The organism is Pedobacter jejuensis, assembly GCF_003725795.1.
Classification (GTDB): Bacteria; Bacteroidota; Bacteroidia; order Sphingobacteriales; family Sphingobacteriaceae; genus Pedobacter; species Pedobacter jejuensis.
In genome coordinates, this window is the sequence record NZ_RBEE01000023.1 from 371,997 (window position 1) to 387,196 (window position 15,200).

Consider the following 15,200-nt stretch of genomic DNA (forward strand, 5'->3'; position numbering starts at 1 on the left):
TTAAAATTAATGATAAAAAGAGGTTTTGCGCATCTTGGCGTATTTTTTTTATACCTGGTATCTTTGCTTCCTCTTTGGGTATTGTTCTTTTTTGCAAGATTACTATATTATCTTCTTTATTACGTAATTGGTTATAGAAAAAAAGTTGTAAGGTCTAACTTAACAAATTCTTTTCCTGAAAAATCTGCTGCAGAAATTCTAAGGATTGAAAAAAATTACTTTAAATATTTAGCACAACTGATTTTTGAAATTATAGAATTATCAACCATTACTGAGACTGAAACATTAAAAAGAGTACATTTTACGGGTTTAGAACAAGTTGAAAAACACTTTGAAAAAGGTGAAAGTGTTTTAGCCTGTACTGGGCATTATGGAAATTGGGAATTGGGGACATTAGCGTTAGGCCTAAACTTGACAGGAAAAACAATCGTTATTTTTAAACCAATAAATAATAAAATTTTTGAAGCCTGGTTTAATAAATTCCGGACAAAATATGGAAATATCTTTGTGGCAATGAAGCAAACATTAAGAGCTGTAGCTACGTACAAAATTGAGCCAAGTTTGTTATGCTTCGCTAGTGACCAATCGCCAATCGTTTCAGAATATAAACATTTTGTAAACTTTTTAAATCAACCAACTGCAGCTTTATTGGGCGTGGAGAAAATTGCCAAGTCCACTAACCGACCGATTTATTATTTTAAAGTAACCCCAGTAAAAATGGGTTATTACGATGTGGAAGTTTTGCCGATGTGCTCAAATCCATCACTAACTGCTGATGGAGAGATTACCAGTTTACATTTTGAGTACTTAGAAAAAATAATTAAAGACAAACCTGAATTTTGGCTTTGGAGCCACAAACGCTGGAAATTTAAACCTGAATTAAATAATACATGAGCCCATCAGTAGCGGTTGTAATTTTAAACTGGAACGGAAAATCATTTCTTAAAGAATTTTTACCTGGAGTATTACTGTCTGAATATGACAGTCTGCAAGTTGTCGTAGGAGATAATGGCTCAACCGACGACTCGGTTGAGTTTCTTGAGCAGAATTTTCCAACGGTTAAAATTGTAAAAAATGATGTTAATTATGGCTTTGCTGGTGGTTATAACAAAATTTTAGAACGTGTTGAAGCTGACTATTTTATTCTTTTAAATTCGGATGTTGAGGTTACGCCGAATTGGATAAGACCAGTTATCGATTTAATGCAAAGCGATGATAAAATTGCTGCTGCACAACCAAAAATAAAATGGCAACTCGATAAAAATCAATTTGAATATGCTGGTGCAGCTGGTGGTTTCTTAGATATTTATGCCTACCCTTTTTGCCGCGGACGTTTATTTAACGTTTACGAAATGGATAATAATCAATACAACGAAACTGAAGAAATTTTTTGGGCAAGTGGTGCGGCATTTTTCATCAAAAGTAAATATTGGAAAGAAACAGGTGGTTTAGATGCCGACCTTTTTGCCCACATGGAAGAAATTGATTTGTGCTGGAGGTTGAAGAACTTAGATTATAAAATTGTTTATTGTCCTGATGCTGAAGTTTACCATGTTGGTGGAGGTACTTTGCAAACAGAAAACCCTTTTAAAACCTATTTAAATTTTAGGAATAATCTTATCATCATGCAAAAAAATCTTCCAGCCGGCGATGCAATTTTTCGCATTACCCTAAGGATGTTTATAGATTTTATAGCCTGGTGGCATTTCCTATTATCTGGAAAACCGAAATTTACATTTGCTGTTAGCAAAGGCCACTGGCACTTTATAAAAGATTTGGCTAAAACTGCTGCCAAAAGAAAGCAGCATCAAAAGCCATATTCAGAACATAAGGGAGTTTACAAAAACAGCGTTGTATGGGCATTCTTTATAAAAAAAATCCAGTACTTTTCTAAACTTTAGTTGGGATTTAAAGATTCATCAATAGATTTTTTAATCCATGTCATTGTGTTTGGTGCTAAACCCAAAGTACTAAATTTTATAGTGCCGGTTTTATCTATCACAACATGGGTTGGGTAAGACTTTACGCCATACCTTTCTGCTATATATCGCCCACTATTTACGATGTTATATTTGTAAGGCGTCAGTTTTAAAAAATCTTGCAATTCATATTTATCATCTAAAGCAATCGCTAAAAATATCACATCAGTATTTGTTTTATAACTATCTACCAGGTTGTTTAATTCAGGAATTTCTGCCTTACAAGGCGGACAATTGATAAACCAAAAATTAAGTACAATCACTTTTCCTGTTGCATTTTCTAAATCGTATCTATTGCCATTCATATCAGATGTTTTAAAACCATTAAATTTCGACCCTTCTACAAACGAATCACTAGCTCTTGGTTTTGGCATTTTATCCATCAAAATTTGATGATCTTTATCTGTAAGTTGGTAAATAAGCCATTCTGGCTCGCCATTTTCTGCAACAGTATTTCTACTTTTAATAGAATACTTTCCCGTTCGCAAAAGTTTTTTCCAAATATCAGTAGTGTAAACCATGCCATCTTCACCCCTAACTATCGATTTGTCGTTAAACATTGATGTCTTTTTACCAGCATTTTTTTGAGCGTTACAAAGCAAAGCGAAGAAAATAAGAAAAATAGATAATGTAGATTTTATCATTTTGAGGAGCTGTTAGAATTGATTTTTAATATCTCGCGACAATTAACTTCAGGTGTTGTAAAACAGAAATATCATAATTACTTAGCATTAATCAATATACTTTCTAAGGCTAATCGATATCCAGTCATTCCAAAACCAGTTAAAACGCCTTTGCAATTTTTACCCGTTAAAGAAACATGGCGATATTCTTCTCTAGCATAAATGTTCGATATGTGAACCTCAATTACCGGAGTTTTGATAGCCGCAATTGCATCCGCCAAAGCTACCGAAGTGTGGGTATAACCTCCGGCATTTAAAATAATGCCATCGAAGCTAAAGCCAACTTCATGAAGTTTATTAATCAATTCACCTTCTACATTGCTTTGAAAATATTCTATTTCTACAATGGTGTAAATGTCTTTTAATTCTTTGATATAATCTTCAATGCTCGTATTTCCATAAATAGAAGGCTCACGTACGCCTAGAAGATTTAAATTTGGTCCATTTATAATTTGTATTTTCATTTTATGTTAAGGTAAATTTTATTTCAAGATAATAATGTTTTCTTTCTCTAAATCGCTTTCAATTTTCTTGTATGATTCGACGTTAAATTTGTAACGTTGCAATGTTATTAAAAAAAACTTAAATAGAAACATGCTGTGGCAATCATATACCAAAGGTTTTAAAGCTTATTTAAAATTAGAGCGCTCACTTTCCGGTAATTCTGTTGATGCCTATTTAAGCGATGTTGATAAGTTAAGACAATATTTCAATTCTATTAATGCAACGCCAAACCTAAATGATATCACCATAAGTGACATCAAATCATTTATCAGCTGGCTTCATAATCTTGGAATGTTGGCTACTACACAAGCTAGGGTAATCTCTGGTTTAAAAGCCTTCTTTTCTTTTTTGATGATTGAAGAGGTTATTGAAAACAATCCAACAGCTTTAATCGAAGCACCGAAGCTAATTAGAAAATTACCAGATACTTTAAATATTCATGAGATTAATGCTTTAATCGATGCGATTGATGCTTCAAAACCAGAGGGAATGCGTAATAAGGCTATTATAGAGGTACTTTATGGTTGCGGCTTGAGGGTTAGTGAATTAACAGAATTAAAAATTTCTAACCTTTTTCCACAAATAGAATTTATAAAAGTAATTGGCAAAGGAAATAAAGAGAGATTGATACCAATCGGCGGCACCGCTTTAAAACTTGTAGACATTTACATTACACAAGTTAGGGTTCATGCTAAAATTAAAAAAGGCAATGAAGATTTTATTTTCCTGAATCGGTCAGGTACGAAGCTTTCTAGAATTTCGATTTTTAACCTAATAAAAACTTTAGCCGCCTCAACTGGACTGAAAAAAGCAATTAGTCCGCATACTTTACGCCATTCCTTTGCAACGCATTTAATAGAAGGTGGTGCAGATTTGCGAGCTGTACAAGAGATGCTTGGACATTCAAGCATCACAACAACCGAAATTTATACACACATAGACAGAGATTATCTACGGGAAGTAATTACTCAATTTCATCCCAGGGCTTAAGGGTTAGTCCTTGCTAAAACCATACGGTCTTTTCCTTGCATGTCTTTTCTTAACTCTATGTTCTTAAATCGTTTATCCATTAATATTTGAAGCGTTTCTACCCATAAATATTCATTAATTTCAAAGAACAAATAACCATTAGGATTTAGGTTTTTTAAGGCAAAATCAGAAATGGCATCATAAAATATTAATGGATTTTCATCGCTCACAAATAGGGCTAAATGTGGTTCATGAGCCAATACATTTTCATGCATATCAGCCTTTTCCAGTTCGCGGATGTAAGGTGGATTGCTTACGATAACATCATACTTAATATCACTTGTGTAATTAAGAATATCGGCCTCGATAAAATTTACCTCAACTTTATTTAATGAAGCATTTGCTCTTGCAATACTAAGTGCATTGGCAGATACATCTAATGCAGAAACATCCAGTTGAGGCAAGTTTTTTTTCAATGTGATAGGAATACATCCAGAACCTGTACCAACATCCAAAAGCGATTTATTTTTATCCTTAAGTTCAGTTATTATCCAATCTACCAGCTCTTCGGTTTCTGGTCTTGGAATAAGAACATCAGCAGTTATTTTAAATGGCAATTTGTAAAAAATCGTTTCTCCTAAAATTTGCTGTATTGGCTTTCCTGTACTAAGTTCTTTTAAAACTTTGTTGAGCTTATCCAAGTCTTTGGTGTCCAATTCCTTATCTGTTGGAAGAAGCAATTCGCTTTGATTAACCTTTAAAACGCTGGTTACAGATAAATTAAATATGGCCTTAGCTTCATCAGCATCGTAAAAACGACTTAAACTTTGTATATATTCTTTTTGTAACGCTTTAATATTCATCGATTGCAAAAGTAATAAACCGAACCACTATCCTTGTCATAATTTAACTACTTTTGTGTTAATGAGCGATGAATTTTATATTAAACGTTGTTTAGAATTGGCTAATATAGCTATTGGGAATGTAAATCCTAACCCGATGGTTGGTTGTGTTATAGTTGCAGATAACAAGATAATTGGAGAAGGATATCATCAAAAGTTTGGTGAAGCACATGCAGAACCTAACGCAGTAAAAGCTGTATTTGAGAACCATGGCCAAGATGCTGAACGGTTATTGAAACAAGCTACTGCATACGTAAATTTGGAACCTTGCGCCCATTTTGGTAAAACGCCGCCCTGTGCAGATTTATTTATCAAGCATCAAATAAAAAAAGTAATTATTGGCAATCGGGATCCGTTTTCTGGAGTTGACGGAAAAGGTATTGAGAAGTTAAAAAACGCTGGAATTGAAGTAATTAGTGGTGTTTTAGATACTGAGTGTAGATATTTTAACCGCCGTTTTTTTACCCGGATAGAAAAGCAGCGACCTTTTATAATTTTAAAGTGGGCAGAAACTGCAAATGGTTATTTTGCTACTTTGGATGGTCACCAAAAATGGATTAGTGGAGGCTTGGCCAAACGTTTAGCCCACCAATGGCGCACCGAAGAAGATGCAATTTTGATTGGGAAGCACACCGCCATTATGGATAATCCACAACTTACCAGCAGAGAATGGCCAGGTAAAAATCCAGTTCGGTTGGTTATTGATAAAAGTTTACAAATTCCATCAAGTAACCACATATTTAATAAGGAAGCCAAAACGATTATTTTTAATGAGATTAAAACTGATGTTGTTGAACACGTTCACTACATCCAAATGGAAGATATGCACTTCTATCTTGCCCAAAAAATTGCTTTTCAGCTTTACCTAATGGACATTCAATCGGTAATCATAGAAGGTGGCGCTAACATTTTAAATCAATTTTTACAAGCCGACCTTTGGGACGAAGCACGAATTTTTACTTCGCATAATAGTTGGGACGAGGGTGTGCCATCTCCAATAATAAATGGCAATGTGATAGAACAAATTAATATTGGTGAGGATAAACTTACCATTTATAATAATATAAATAAATGATTTACATCGTTTTAAGCATTTTTTGTAGTGTTACAGTTGCGATACTTTTAAAACTTGCAAAGAGATACCAAATTAGTATTATTCAGGCTGTAACAGTAAATTATTTAACAGCACTTATTTTATGTTATTTATTTTTTAAACCCGATGTAAATCTCATCCATTCATCTGCACCGTGGACAATTTACATCGCTTTGGCTATTTTATTGCCCACCATATTTTTATTCCTTGCTGCGTCAGTAAAAAATTTAGGAATCGTTAAAACTGATATTGCACAAAGATTATCGCTATTCATACCCATTTTAGCAGCTTATTTTATATTTAAAGAAGATTTTAATCAGCTAAAATTTATTGGACTAGGTATCGGTTTTGCCGCTATTATCTTAACTTTTCTTAGGAAACAAAGAGAACAACAATCAACTTCAAGCAAATGGCTTTATCCAGTTATGGTTTTTGTTGGTTTTGGTGTTATAGATGTACTTTTTAAACAAATTGCCCTATACAAAGAACTTCCGTACACAACTTCACTTTTTGTCGTCTTCTGTCTTTCTTTTTTTGTTGCCTTAGTTATTGTTAGCCTAATGATTTTTAAAAGAGAAACAAAAATTCAGTTGGTAAATTTAGGTTGTGGACTAATATTGGGTTTATTTAATTTTGGAAACATACTTTTCTACCTAAAAGCTCACAAAGCATTATCATCAAATCCATCTACTGTTTTCGCAGCGATGAACTTGGGCGTTATTGTTTTAGGAACGCTGGTTGGACTAATTGCTTTTAAAGAAAAACTAACCTTAGTAAACTATTTTGGTATTCTGCTTGCTATTTGTGCCGTAATTTTAATCACCTTATCTCAGTTAAATGCTATTTGATGATGCTTATAGAACAATTGCAGGCCATGCAGAAGGGGTTTTCAGGGATAAAGGAAGTAAGTTTTTAGCTTATGCCTATCCTATTCGATCGGAAGAAGAAATAAAACCGCTAATCCAAAATTTAAAAACCGAACATGGAAAAGCCAGGCATTTTTGCTATGCTTACAGATTAACGCCTGATAGATCTATTTTCAGAATAAATGATGATGGAGAACCATCTGGTACAGCTGGTCGACCAATTTTAAATTGCATCTTATCAGAAGATTTAACCAATATTTTAATAGTTGTTGTGCGATATTTCGGTGGTACTTTGTTGGGTGTTCCAGGTTTAATTAATGCTTATAAAACTGCTAGTATTGAAGCACTTAAAGCATCATCAATAATTACAAAAACGGTTAACGGTATTTACGAAGTTAATTTTGAATACCTGCAAATGAATGATGTTATGAAACTGATAAAGGAAGAGTATTTGGCAGTTTTAGCACAAGATTTTGATATTGGCTGCATGCTGAAATTTGAGGTTAGAAAGGCACAACTTAATCATGTTTTAAGTAGGTTTGATAAAATCGAAGGATTAAAGCTAAAATATCTTTACACCATTTAAATATCTCGTTTATGAAAATAGCAGAAAGTGATTTAATTATTAATCCGGATGGAAGCATTTATCATCTTAATTTATTGCCAGGCGATATCGCGGATACTGTAATTACCGTTGGCGACCCTGACCGTGTTGGTGAAGTAAGTAAATATTTTGATAGTATAGAATTTAAAAAAGGTAAGCGTGAATTTATAACGCATACAGGTTTTGTTGGAAATAAAAGGGTGACGGTACTTTCTACCGGCATTGGGACAGATAATATTGACATCGTTTTTAATGAGTTGGATGCTTTGGTTAATATCGATTTTGAAACCAGAGAGATAAAGGAGCAGTTAACATCTTTAAATATTATTCGTATTGGCACCTCTGGCGCAATTCAAGAAGATATCCCTATGGGAACAATATTAGCTTCATCATATGGATTGGGCTTGGATGCTTTAATGAATTATTATGTTCAAGATTTATCCGGTGATGAACGAAATTTATTAGATGCTGTAAATACACATTTTGGACATTTGCAGCATATCAATCCATATTTAACATCCGCTAATGAATACCTTTTAAATAGCATTGGAAAAGATATGGTACATGGAATAACCGTTACTGCACCAGGTTTTTACGCACCGCAAGGTAGAAAAGTTCGTGCTAAAAACTCAGTTCCTGATTTTGTGCATTTACTTAACAGCTTCAACAACAATCAAAACAGAATTACAAATTTGGAAATGGAAACTGCAGGCATTTATGCCTTAGCAAAAGTTTTAGGTCACAAAGCACTATCTGTAAATGCAATTTTGGCCAGTAGGGTGAAATTTGAATTTAGCAATGAACCAAATAAAATTGTTGAAAAAGCCATTAAACTGGTTTTGGAAAGAATTTAAACAGTCGGAATTTTTCTTGCACCAATTCTTTTTGCTCATTGTTTAAATATGTGCAAGTCATGTCTTTTAAATCGATAACCCACTTTTCTACACCAGCATCAGCTGCTTGCTTGCAAAAAGTAAAATAATCCGTTTCTCCCTTTTGATGAACTTCTAAAGCATGCATCAACTTATCTTCAGATGATTCGTCATTAATGATTAAATCTGGATATTCTGTTGGGCTGGCTTGTACAGTTTGGTCATCATCGCCATAATAAATTGATAATCCGTTAGCCACATAAACATCATTGCGAACCACGCCTAAAGTCTTAATTTGTTTAATAAATTGTGGAAAATCGGCTCCGGTTACAATTTTAGATTCTGCTTTTTTAATCTCTTCTATGCTAAACATAATTATTTATTTAAGGAAACTTTAAAAATTGTGGTTTGCGAATATAATTCTTCTGGTCGCAAAATTGTTGATGGGAATTCGGCAATATTTATTGCGTTTGGATGATGCTGCGTTTCAATGCAAAAAGCTTCAAACGCTCCATAATCCCTTCCTCCTTTTCCGTTTTTAACTTTTAAATATTTCGAGGTATATAAGTGCGCTACTGGTTCTGTTGTATAAACACTTAAAACGAGTCCGCTTTCTTTTTCGATTGTTTTGCTAGCTAATGATAAATCTCCGTAAATTTTATCCAGTACAAAAGTTTGGTCGTAACCTTCTTCAGGGTTCCAATCCTGTGAAATTTCTTTCAACTCCGTAAAATCTAATGGGCTATCTTTTACAGTTATCAACTTGCCAGTAACACAATAATTTTCATCCTGTTCCAAATATTTTGATGCAAAAATTTGTAGCTCATGTTTACCGATATTTCCACCGTTTGCGGCTAAGTTGAAGTAGCTATGATGAGTTAAATTAACTGCGGTAGCTTTATCGGTTTCTCCTTCATAGCTTAAAATCAGTTCGTCATTTTCTGTTAATTCAAAGGTCAAACCAATAATTAAGTTTCCAGGAAATCCCTCTTCGCCATCAACACTTTCATATTCAAGCGTAACAAAAGTATCGCCTTCTTCCACAATATCCCAAACCTTCTTATCAAAGCCTATAATACCACCATGTAAACAATCCGGTCCATTATTTTTTGCCAATTGATAGTTTACATCATCAATATTAAAAGCAGCATTTTTGATTCGGTTTGCATATCTGCCAATCACAGCGCCTATGTGTGGGTTGTTTTCCAAATATTCTTCATCCAAATACTGCTCAACATCATCAAAGCCTAAAACAATATCTTGTAAATTGCCATTGATATTTTTAACTATAAATTTATTGATTATCGCACCATAAGTAAATATCTCTACAAATGTGCCTTTAGTATTGGTTAAATGGATAGCGATAACTTCTTCGCCATTAATAATTTTTCCTGTAGGTATTTGCTGAACGCTCATAAATTGTAACTTAGGACCTTTGTTTCCAAAACAAACATAACATTATTTAAATATTTTCTACCAAATGAAGATTAAACTTGAAGAAAAATTTGCCGAGCAATACCATAAAAATGCTGATGCAGTATATTTTACGCCGGGGCGTGTTAACCTAATTGGCGAGCATATTGATTATAACGGCGGCTTGGTTATGCCTTGTGCAATTACATTAGGTACATGGCTTGTTATTGCACCGAATTCCGAAAATAAATTAAGGTTTAAAAGTTTAAATTTTGAGGCTCAAACTGAGGTAGAGAGCAATCAAATCTACACAAAAAATGGTAGTTTGTGGGCTAATTATCCAATTGGTGTTATTAATGAATTTATTAATGACGGTAAGGAAATACCTGGAATGGATTTTCTTTACTTCGGCAATATTCCAATCGGTTCGGGGCTTTCTTCTTCAGCATCTATAGAAATTGCAACTGCTTTTGCGCTGAACGATTACCTTAATTTGGGTTATGATAATCTGGAATTGGTAAAAATTGCCAAACGAGTTGAAAACGACTTTATTGGATTAAATTCTGGTATAATGGATCAATTTGCTGTTGCCTTTGGAGAAAAGGATAAGGCAATTGTACTGGATTGCGAAACATTAAAATATAAAATGGTTGATGTTGATTTGGGAAATTATGTGCTTGCAATTATCAACACAAAAAAACCTAGAGAACTTGCAGATTCAAAGTATAATGAGCGTGTTGAAGAATGCAAAACCGCTTTAAACTTACTTAATGAAGAAATAAAATTAAATAATCTTTGCGAATTAACTGCGGAAAAATTTGCTTTACACAATCATTTAATTAAGGATGAAACCATTCTTAATCGTGCCACACACGTTGTTAAAGAAAATGGTCGTGTTCACTTAGCAGCGAAAGCCTTAAATGCTGGTCAGTTAGAAGAATTTGGGCGGTTAATGTATGCTTCTCATCAATCACTAAAAGAATTGTACGAAGTTAGTGGAAAAGAGCTAGATGCTGTTGTTGATTTTTGTTCGGATTACGAACATGTTATTGGAGCTCGAATGACAGGCGCAGGCTTTGGTGGATGTGCAATTGCACTTCTTGAAAAAGGTTATGAAGAAGATTTTGCAAAGCATTTAACCGATTATTACGTTGATAAAATAGGTTATCCCGCAGAAATTTATGTTAGCGAAATTGGCAACGGACCAATAAAACTTTAATTACAATATATAGTAGCAAAACACGGAATATATAGATTTTCTAAATATTCCGTGTTTTTAACATTTAATTGAAAGCCATTTCGGTTACTGATAATGAAAAAATTAACCTTAGATGATTTGAATCGTGCTGATCTTGCAGCATTTAAAGCCCAGGAAAAATTGCCTGTTGTAGCGGTTTTAGATAATGTTAGAAGCATGCACAATGTAGGTTCGATATTTAGAACTGCCGATGGATTTGCTTTGGAAAAAGTTATTTTATGCGGCATCACTGCCCAACCACCGCATCGGGAAATTGAGAAAACTGCATTAGGTGCAACACAATCGGTAGATTGGATGCATTATGAAAGCACCTTAAAGGCTATAGATGAATTGAGGACTGATGGTTATGAAATTGTAGCTATAGAACAAGCTGAAAATAGCACCATGTTAAACACTTTTACACCAAGTGCTACAAAAAAATACGCTTTAATATTTGGGAATGAAGTTGACGGAGTAAGTGATGAAGTGATGGCAAAAATAGATGAATGCATCGAAATTCCTCAATTCGGAACCAAACATTCTTTCAATATTGTAATCTCTGCCGGCATAGTTTTCTGGGATTTCTTTGCCAAACTAAGACTGTAAATATCCCCTACATTAGGAAATCTTATGTATAGATAGTGTTATTTGTACACTATAGTATACACATAATTATGTAATAATATCCCTTTGGTAACATTTTTGAAATATTTATTTTAATATCTAATCTATTGATTATATGACAATTGCAAGCTGAGATATATTTTTGGCAAGATATTTTCTAATGGGAGGCAAAACAGATTTGAAAAAAAGCTGTTATGGATATAATTACAAATTAATAATAAAATGAATTCGAAATTTACAAAATCAACTATGTTGGTTGCCTTATTAGGCTTATCTACACAATTGTTTGCACAAGAAACTCCTACCACTTCTGGTAGGTTCGGTAAACAACCATTAAGAACTTGGAGCATTGGTGCTCAAGGTGGTATCTTCAGCCAAAACACTATTTTAGGTGGTGGAAGCGTAAAAGCTGATGAATTTAAAAGTATTGGTTATGGTGCTTTCGTTAAAAAGCAAATTTTACCTGCTTTAGGTTTACAAGCTGATTTCTTACGTGGTGAAATCAAAACTTTAAACAGTAACAGTACAATTTTACAAACTAACAGCATCAACTGGGCTGGATCATTAACAGCAGTTTTAAACATTGCTAACTTCAGCTTAAATACTGAAAATGCAGTTTTAATTCCATACATTAAAGCAGGTGCTGGTTACATGTCTTCTGATTCTCAAGTAGGAAACGTTCAGGCTTTCCAAGACAGAGAAGGTTGGTACATCCCAACTGGAGTTGGATTTAAATTTGGTGTATCTAAAGGAATCAATATCGATTTAGGCTATGATATCAACTTCATCAAATCTTCTCCAACTGTTAAAAGTGCTTATTTAGAAAGCAGATATTCTTATTCTCACGTAGGTTTAGAATTTGCTTTGGGTAACAAAGAAAACTCTCAATTGCAAAACTACAGCGCTGTTGCAGATTTACGCAAACAAAGTGCTGAAGAAAGTGCTGAATTAAGAAGAGCATTATCTACTGCTGAGCAAAATGCTGCTAGAGACAGAGAACAATATGCTAAAGACTTAGCTGATGATGATAACGACGGTGTTGCAAATAAATTTGACAAATGCCCAGGTACTCCATCAGGTACAGTTGTAGATGGTTCTGGTTGTCCATTAGCTGCTCCAACTACTAAAGTAATTAAAGAAACTACTGTAATTACAGAAGCTGACCGTAAAGTAGTAAAAGATGCGATTTCTAATTTAGAATTCGATTTAGGTAAATCTACATTACGTGCTAAATCTTACGCTACTTTAAATAGAGTTGCTAACTTATTAGTAGAGAAAAACTTTAGCTTAAAATTAGCTGGTCACACAGATAATACTGGTGGTAGAGAATTGAATTTAAGTTTATCTAAAGATAGAGCCGAAGCTGTAAAAGCTTATTTAGTTTCTCAAGGTGCAAATGCATCAAGAATTGAAGCTACAGGTTACGGACCTGACCAACCAATTGCTACTAACAAAACTGCAGCTGGTCGTCAAGAAAACCGTCGTGTAGAATTTACATTATACTAGTAGGTAAATAACTAATTAGAAAAAAGTTCTCAGATTTAATTCTGAGAACCTTTTTTTTGTCATAGTATTTTGCTGTTGAATTAATCTACTGACCCAACATTAGAAATGTTAGTTAAGCATATTATTAACTGAGTTCGATTATTATTTTCCTCAACATTATTGATAAGCTGTTTTTTTTAATTTACGTCACCCTGAATTCATTTCAGGGTCTTTTTCGCAGGAAAGATGCTGAAATAAATTCAGAAAGACGTGTCATACAAACAATACGGCAATGAAGAGCAAAATATTAAATTTATGAATCGAACCAAGGTTATTAATAGCCAAACTCTGCTTACTTTATAAATCTCTCTTGAGAATGCCGTGGTAAAATTCAAATGTTCAGCTCTTCAATGTATTTTGTTTCCTGACAAACAAATAACTCTTGATTTTCAAATCAGGTAACAATAAATTAAGATAAGCCCTTCTTATTTTTATACGTCATTTTAGCTTTAGTACCGGCGCTGTAATTATAGTTCTTTAAATTACTGGCCTTCTTTTCATGAAAAGCGGCGCCACGTTCCGATGCATCTTCATCCTCTTCGGTTTTCTTTTTCTTTGGTTTAGATGCGGCATCAACAATTTTCAAATCTTCAGGCAATTCCATCACATCCATTCTTTGCCCAATCGCTTGCTCAATTTTCTTCACTTCAATCAGCTCAATATCAGTAGAAAAAGTTATGGCAACAACCTCTTCATCACCTTGTTTAACTATTCGTTGAATTAAAGTTTCTTTTTGCTCGGGTAATTCTAAATGAATAATAAAAGGAATGCCTTGAATATCTAAATCTTCTAGATTCTCATTGGCTACAATTAAAACTCTAGATTTAGGGTTGGCTTTGAAATCTTCAATATCATCATATCCTTTATCATCAAAAAACAAAGAGCGGTAAATGGTAAATTCTTCTTCGTTGGTATGATTAAAGTTTTTATAAACCGTTTGAGCCGTTAAACGTGTATTTACGAAAACCACAACCTTATCAAAAAACTCCATATCATTCATCAATAATGTAAGCAGGTTAAGCTTAGTTCTAAAATTTGGCACCTGGTATAGCATCTGCTGATAAACTTCTGCTTGTTTTTCGCCGATTTCATCAACCTCAATTGTTGTGGTAGAATCTTTCATAAAAGGCGAAATCATCAAGTTCAGTTTCTCATGAATCAACTCTGTAAATACTACGTGTTGTGCTTTGTATGCACTATTGGCCAACTCAACAACAGGAAGTTGTAAACCTTTTTTTACGATTAGTTCGGCGTTATCTACAATAAACAATTGAATTTTATTGGTGTTAAGGGCCAATTTTAAGTATAGTGCACGGGCTCTATCTGGCACAGCGACAATAATATCGCAACCGTCGGTAATCTCATTCATCTGCGTATCAACCGCACCGCGACTATCAATGCCTAAAATTCTAAAAGTATTATTTCGGTTTAGTAATTTAAATTGTTCTAGAACATGGTCAACATGCTCTGCATCAGGCACTAAAATCAAAGCCCTAGGTGCCTCTTCAAAAGCATATTTCAACTTCATTAAGGTAGCTAAAACATAAGTAGTTGTTTTTCCTGAACCCTCTGGTCCTACTGCTATCACATCCTGACCACCTAAAATACGCGACATTGTTTTGAGTTGGATTTCTTTTGGAGTTAAAAATCCTGCTTCAGTCATTGCCGCAACAAGTGGTTTGCTTAGTTTTAATTTATCTAAAGACACTGCTTAAATTTTAATGTTTAAAATGCAAATATCCTCAAAATAATTAGCTTTTAAGAAATTGAATTTTGAGGTTTGGACACGAGTGCCGCCAATTCTTAGATACTTCAGTGCTCCTACCCAATATGCCCGAATAAAAATCAGGCTCATTTCTATTAGATTTATTTAGCAATGTTTATTTTTTCATAGAAAAAACTACACTCC

Annotated in this window: 16 protein-coding genes; 10 read left to right on the plus strand and 6 right to left on the minus strand. The window is 33.8% G+C overall.

All coding sequences use genetic code 11. The annotated features are described in order from the left end of the window. The first annotated feature begins 9 nt into the window (after window positions 1–9). Window positions 10–894, plus strand: coding sequence for a lysophospholipid acyltransferase family protein (locus D7004_RS12375; RefSeq protein ID WP_123206156.1), 885 nt, complete (start codon window positions 10–12; stop codon window positions 892–894). After that, window positions 891–1,901: a glycosyltransferase family 2 protein gene (locus D7004_RS12380; RefSeq protein WP_123206157.1), complete on the plus strand. Its 1,011-nt coding sequence runs from the start codon at window positions 891–893 to the stop codon at window positions 1,899–1,901. Before D7004_RS12375 ends, D7004_RS12380 begins: the two co-directional genes overlap by 4 nt. On the opposite strand, the gene D7004_RS12385 is transcribed toward D7004_RS12380, so the two are convergent. After that, entirely contained in the window at window positions 1,898–2,623 is a 726-nt protein-coding gene (locus tag D7004_RS12385; RefSeq protein ID WP_123206158.1) for a TlpA family protein disulfide reductase, read from the minus strand. The two genes, D7004_RS12380 and D7004_RS12385, sit on opposite strands and share 4 nt — an antisense overlap. 77 nt (window positions 2,624–2,700) lie before the next feature. Further along, window positions 2,701–3,126: a type II 3-dehydroquinate dehydratase gene (gene aroQ, locus D7004_RS12390; RefSeq protein ID WP_123206159.1), complete on the minus strand. Its 426-nt coding sequence runs from the start codon at window positions 3,124–3,126 to the stop codon at window positions 2,701–2,703. A gap of 130 nt (window positions 3,127–3,256) precedes the next feature. Here aroQ and xerD point away from each other — a divergent pair, with 130 nt between their 5' ends. Beyond that, window positions 3,257–4,156, plus strand: a complete 900-nt coding sequence (gene xerD, locus D7004_RS12395) for a site-specific tyrosine recombinase XerD (RefSeq protein ID WP_123206160.1) — start codon at window positions 3,257–3,259, stop codon at window positions 4,154–4,156. Here xerD and prmC read toward each other — a convergent pair. After that, on the minus strand, window positions 4,153–4,998 hold the full coding sequence (gene prmC, locus D7004_RS12400) for a peptide chain release factor N(5)-glutamine methyltransferase (RefSeq protein ID WP_123206161.1): 846 nt from the start codon (window positions 4,996–4,998) through the stop codon (window positions 4,153–4,155). The genes xerD and prmC overlap by 4 nt on opposite strands. Window positions 4,999–5,059: 61 nt before the next feature. On the opposite strand from prmC, the gene ribD reads away from it, so the two are divergent. Genes ribD through D7004_RS12420 form a run of 4 tightly spaced genes read left to right on the plus strand, consistent with a single transcriptional unit; the run spans window position 5,060 to window position 8,454 of the window. Further along, window positions 5,060–6,112 (plus strand): bifunctional diaminohydroxyphosphoribosylaminopyrimidine deaminase/5-amino-6-(5-phosphoribosylamino)uracil reductase RibD, encoded by a 1,053-nt coding sequence (ribD, locus tag D7004_RS12405; RefSeq protein WP_123206162.1) that lies wholly within the window; start codon window positions 5,060–5,062, stop codon window positions 6,110–6,112. Further along, window positions 6,109–6,978 (plus strand): DMT family transporter, encoded by an 870-nt coding sequence (locus tag D7004_RS12410; protein ID WP_123206163.1) that lies wholly within the window; start codon window positions 6,109–6,111, stop codon window positions 6,976–6,978. Before ribD ends, D7004_RS12410 begins: the two co-directional genes overlap by 4 nt. Beyond that, complete coding sequence (locus tag D7004_RS12415; protein WP_123206164.1) at window positions 6,968–7,582, plus strand: IMPACT family protein; 615 nt, start codon at window positions 6,968–6,970, stop codon at window positions 7,580–7,582. The genes D7004_RS12410 and D7004_RS12415 overlap by 11 nt, the downstream gene beginning before the upstream one ends. A gap of 11 nt (window positions 7,583–7,593) precedes the next feature. Beyond that, a complete protein-coding gene (locus D7004_RS12420) occupies window positions 7,594–8,454 on the plus strand; it encodes a nucleoside phosphorylase (protein WP_123206165.1) in 861 nt (286 codons plus the stop codon). Here D7004_RS12420 and D7004_RS12425 read toward each other — a convergent pair. Both D7004_RS12425 and D7004_RS12430 read right to left on the minus strand, forming a co-directional pair. Further along, window positions 8,429–8,845: a DUF1398 domain-containing protein gene (locus tag D7004_RS12425; protein ID WP_123206166.1), complete on the minus strand. Its 417-nt coding sequence runs from the start codon at window positions 8,843–8,845 to the stop codon at window positions 8,429–8,431. The genes D7004_RS12420 and D7004_RS12425 overlap by 26 nt on opposite strands. A gap of 2 nt (window positions 8,846–8,847) precedes the next feature. Further along, entirely contained in the window at window positions 8,848–9,888 is a 1,041-nt protein-coding gene (locus D7004_RS12430; RefSeq protein ID WP_123206167.1) for an aldose epimerase family protein, read from the minus strand. A 64-nt stretch (window positions 9,889–9,952) separates the two neighbouring features. Between D7004_RS12430 and D7004_RS12435 the strand changes: the two genes are divergently transcribed. From D7004_RS12435 to D7004_RS12445, 3 genes are all read left to right on the plus strand, one after another. Beyond that, the gene (locus D7004_RS12435) at window positions 9,953–11,104 is read left to right on the plus strand and encodes a galactokinase (protein WP_123206168.1); all 1,152 of its coding nucleotides are present in this window, start codon (window positions 9,953–9,955) and stop codon (window positions 11,102–11,104) included. Window positions 11,105–11,197: 93 nt separating this feature from the next. Then, window positions 11,198–11,728, plus strand: coding sequence for an RNA methyltransferase (locus D7004_RS12440; protein ID WP_123206169.1), 531 nt, complete (start codon window positions 11,198–11,200; stop codon window positions 11,726–11,728). A 240-nt stretch (window positions 11,729–11,968) separates the two neighbouring features. Further along, window positions 11,969–13,252, plus strand: coding sequence for an OmpA family protein (locus tag D7004_RS12445; RefSeq protein WP_123206170.1), 1,284 nt, complete (start codon window positions 11,969–11,971; stop codon window positions 13,250–13,252). 448 nt (window positions 13,253–13,700) lie between these two features. On the opposite strand, the gene D7004_RS12450 is transcribed toward D7004_RS12445, so the two are convergent. Further along, complete coding sequence (locus tag D7004_RS12450; RefSeq protein WP_123206171.1) at window positions 13,701–14,999, minus strand: DEAD/DEAH box helicase; 1,299 nt, start codon at window positions 14,997–14,999, stop codon at window positions 13,701–13,703. Between the last annotated feature and the right edge of the window lie 201 nt (window positions 15,000–15,200).

Bases quoted from the DNA above. Each gene is read 5' to 3' on its own strand.
- D7004_RS12410 (WP_123206163.1), top strand. From the start codon at position 6,109: ATGATTTACATCGTTTTAAGCATTTTTTGTAGTGTTACAGTTGCGATA.
- D7004_RS12445 (WP_123206170.1), top strand. From the start codon at position 11,969: ATGAATTCGAAATTTACAAAATCAACTATGTTGGTTGCCTTATTAGGC.
- D7004_RS12380 (WP_123206157.1), top strand. From the start codon at position 891: ATGAGCCCATCAGTAGCGGTTGTAATTTTAAACTGGAACGGAAAATCA.
- D7004_RS12420 (WP_123206165.1), top strand. From the start codon at position 7,594: ATGAAAATAGCAGAAAGTGATTTAATTATTAATCCGGATGGAAGCATT.
- prmC (WP_123206161.1), bottom strand. From the start codon at position 4,998: ATGAATATTAAAGCGTTACAAAAAGAATATATACAAAGTTTAAGTCGT.
- D7004_RS12430 (WP_123206167.1), bottom strand. From the start codon at position 9,888: ATGAGCGTTCAGCAAATACCTACAGGAAAAATTATTAATGGCGAAGAA.
- D7004_RS12440 (WP_123206169.1), top strand. From the start codon at position 11,198: ATGAAAAAATTAACCTTAGATGATTTGAATCGTGCTGATCTTGCAGCA.
- D7004_RS12415 (WP_123206164.1), top strand. From the start codon at position 6,968: ATGCTATTTGATGATGCTTATAGAACAATTGCAGGCCATGCAGAAGGG.
- D7004_RS12425 (WP_123206166.1), bottom strand. From the start codon at position 8,845: ATGTTTAGCATAGAAGAGATTAAAAAAGCAGAATCTAAAATTGTAACC.
- xerD (WP_123206160.1), top strand. From the start codon at position 3,257: ATGCTGTGGCAATCATATACCAAAGGTTTTAAAGCTTATTTAAAATTA.
- D7004_RS12375 (WP_123206156.1), top strand. From the start codon at position 10: ATGATAAAAAGAGGTTTTGCGCATCTTGGCGTATTTTTTTTATACCTG.
- D7004_RS12385 (WP_123206158.1), bottom strand. From the start codon at position 2,623: ATGATAAAATCTACATTATCTATTTTTCTTATTTTCTTCGCTTTGCTT.
- aroQ (WP_123206159.1), bottom strand. From the start codon at position 3,126: ATGAAAATACAAATTATAAATGGACCAAATTTAAATCTTCTAGGCGTA.
- ribD (WP_123206162.1), top strand. From the start codon at position 5,060: ATGAGCGATGAATTTTATATTAAACGTTGTTTAGAATTGGCTAATATA.
- D7004_RS12435 (WP_123206168.1), top strand. From the start codon at position 9,953: ATGAAGATTAAACTTGAAGAAAAATTTGCCGAGCAATACCATAAAAAT.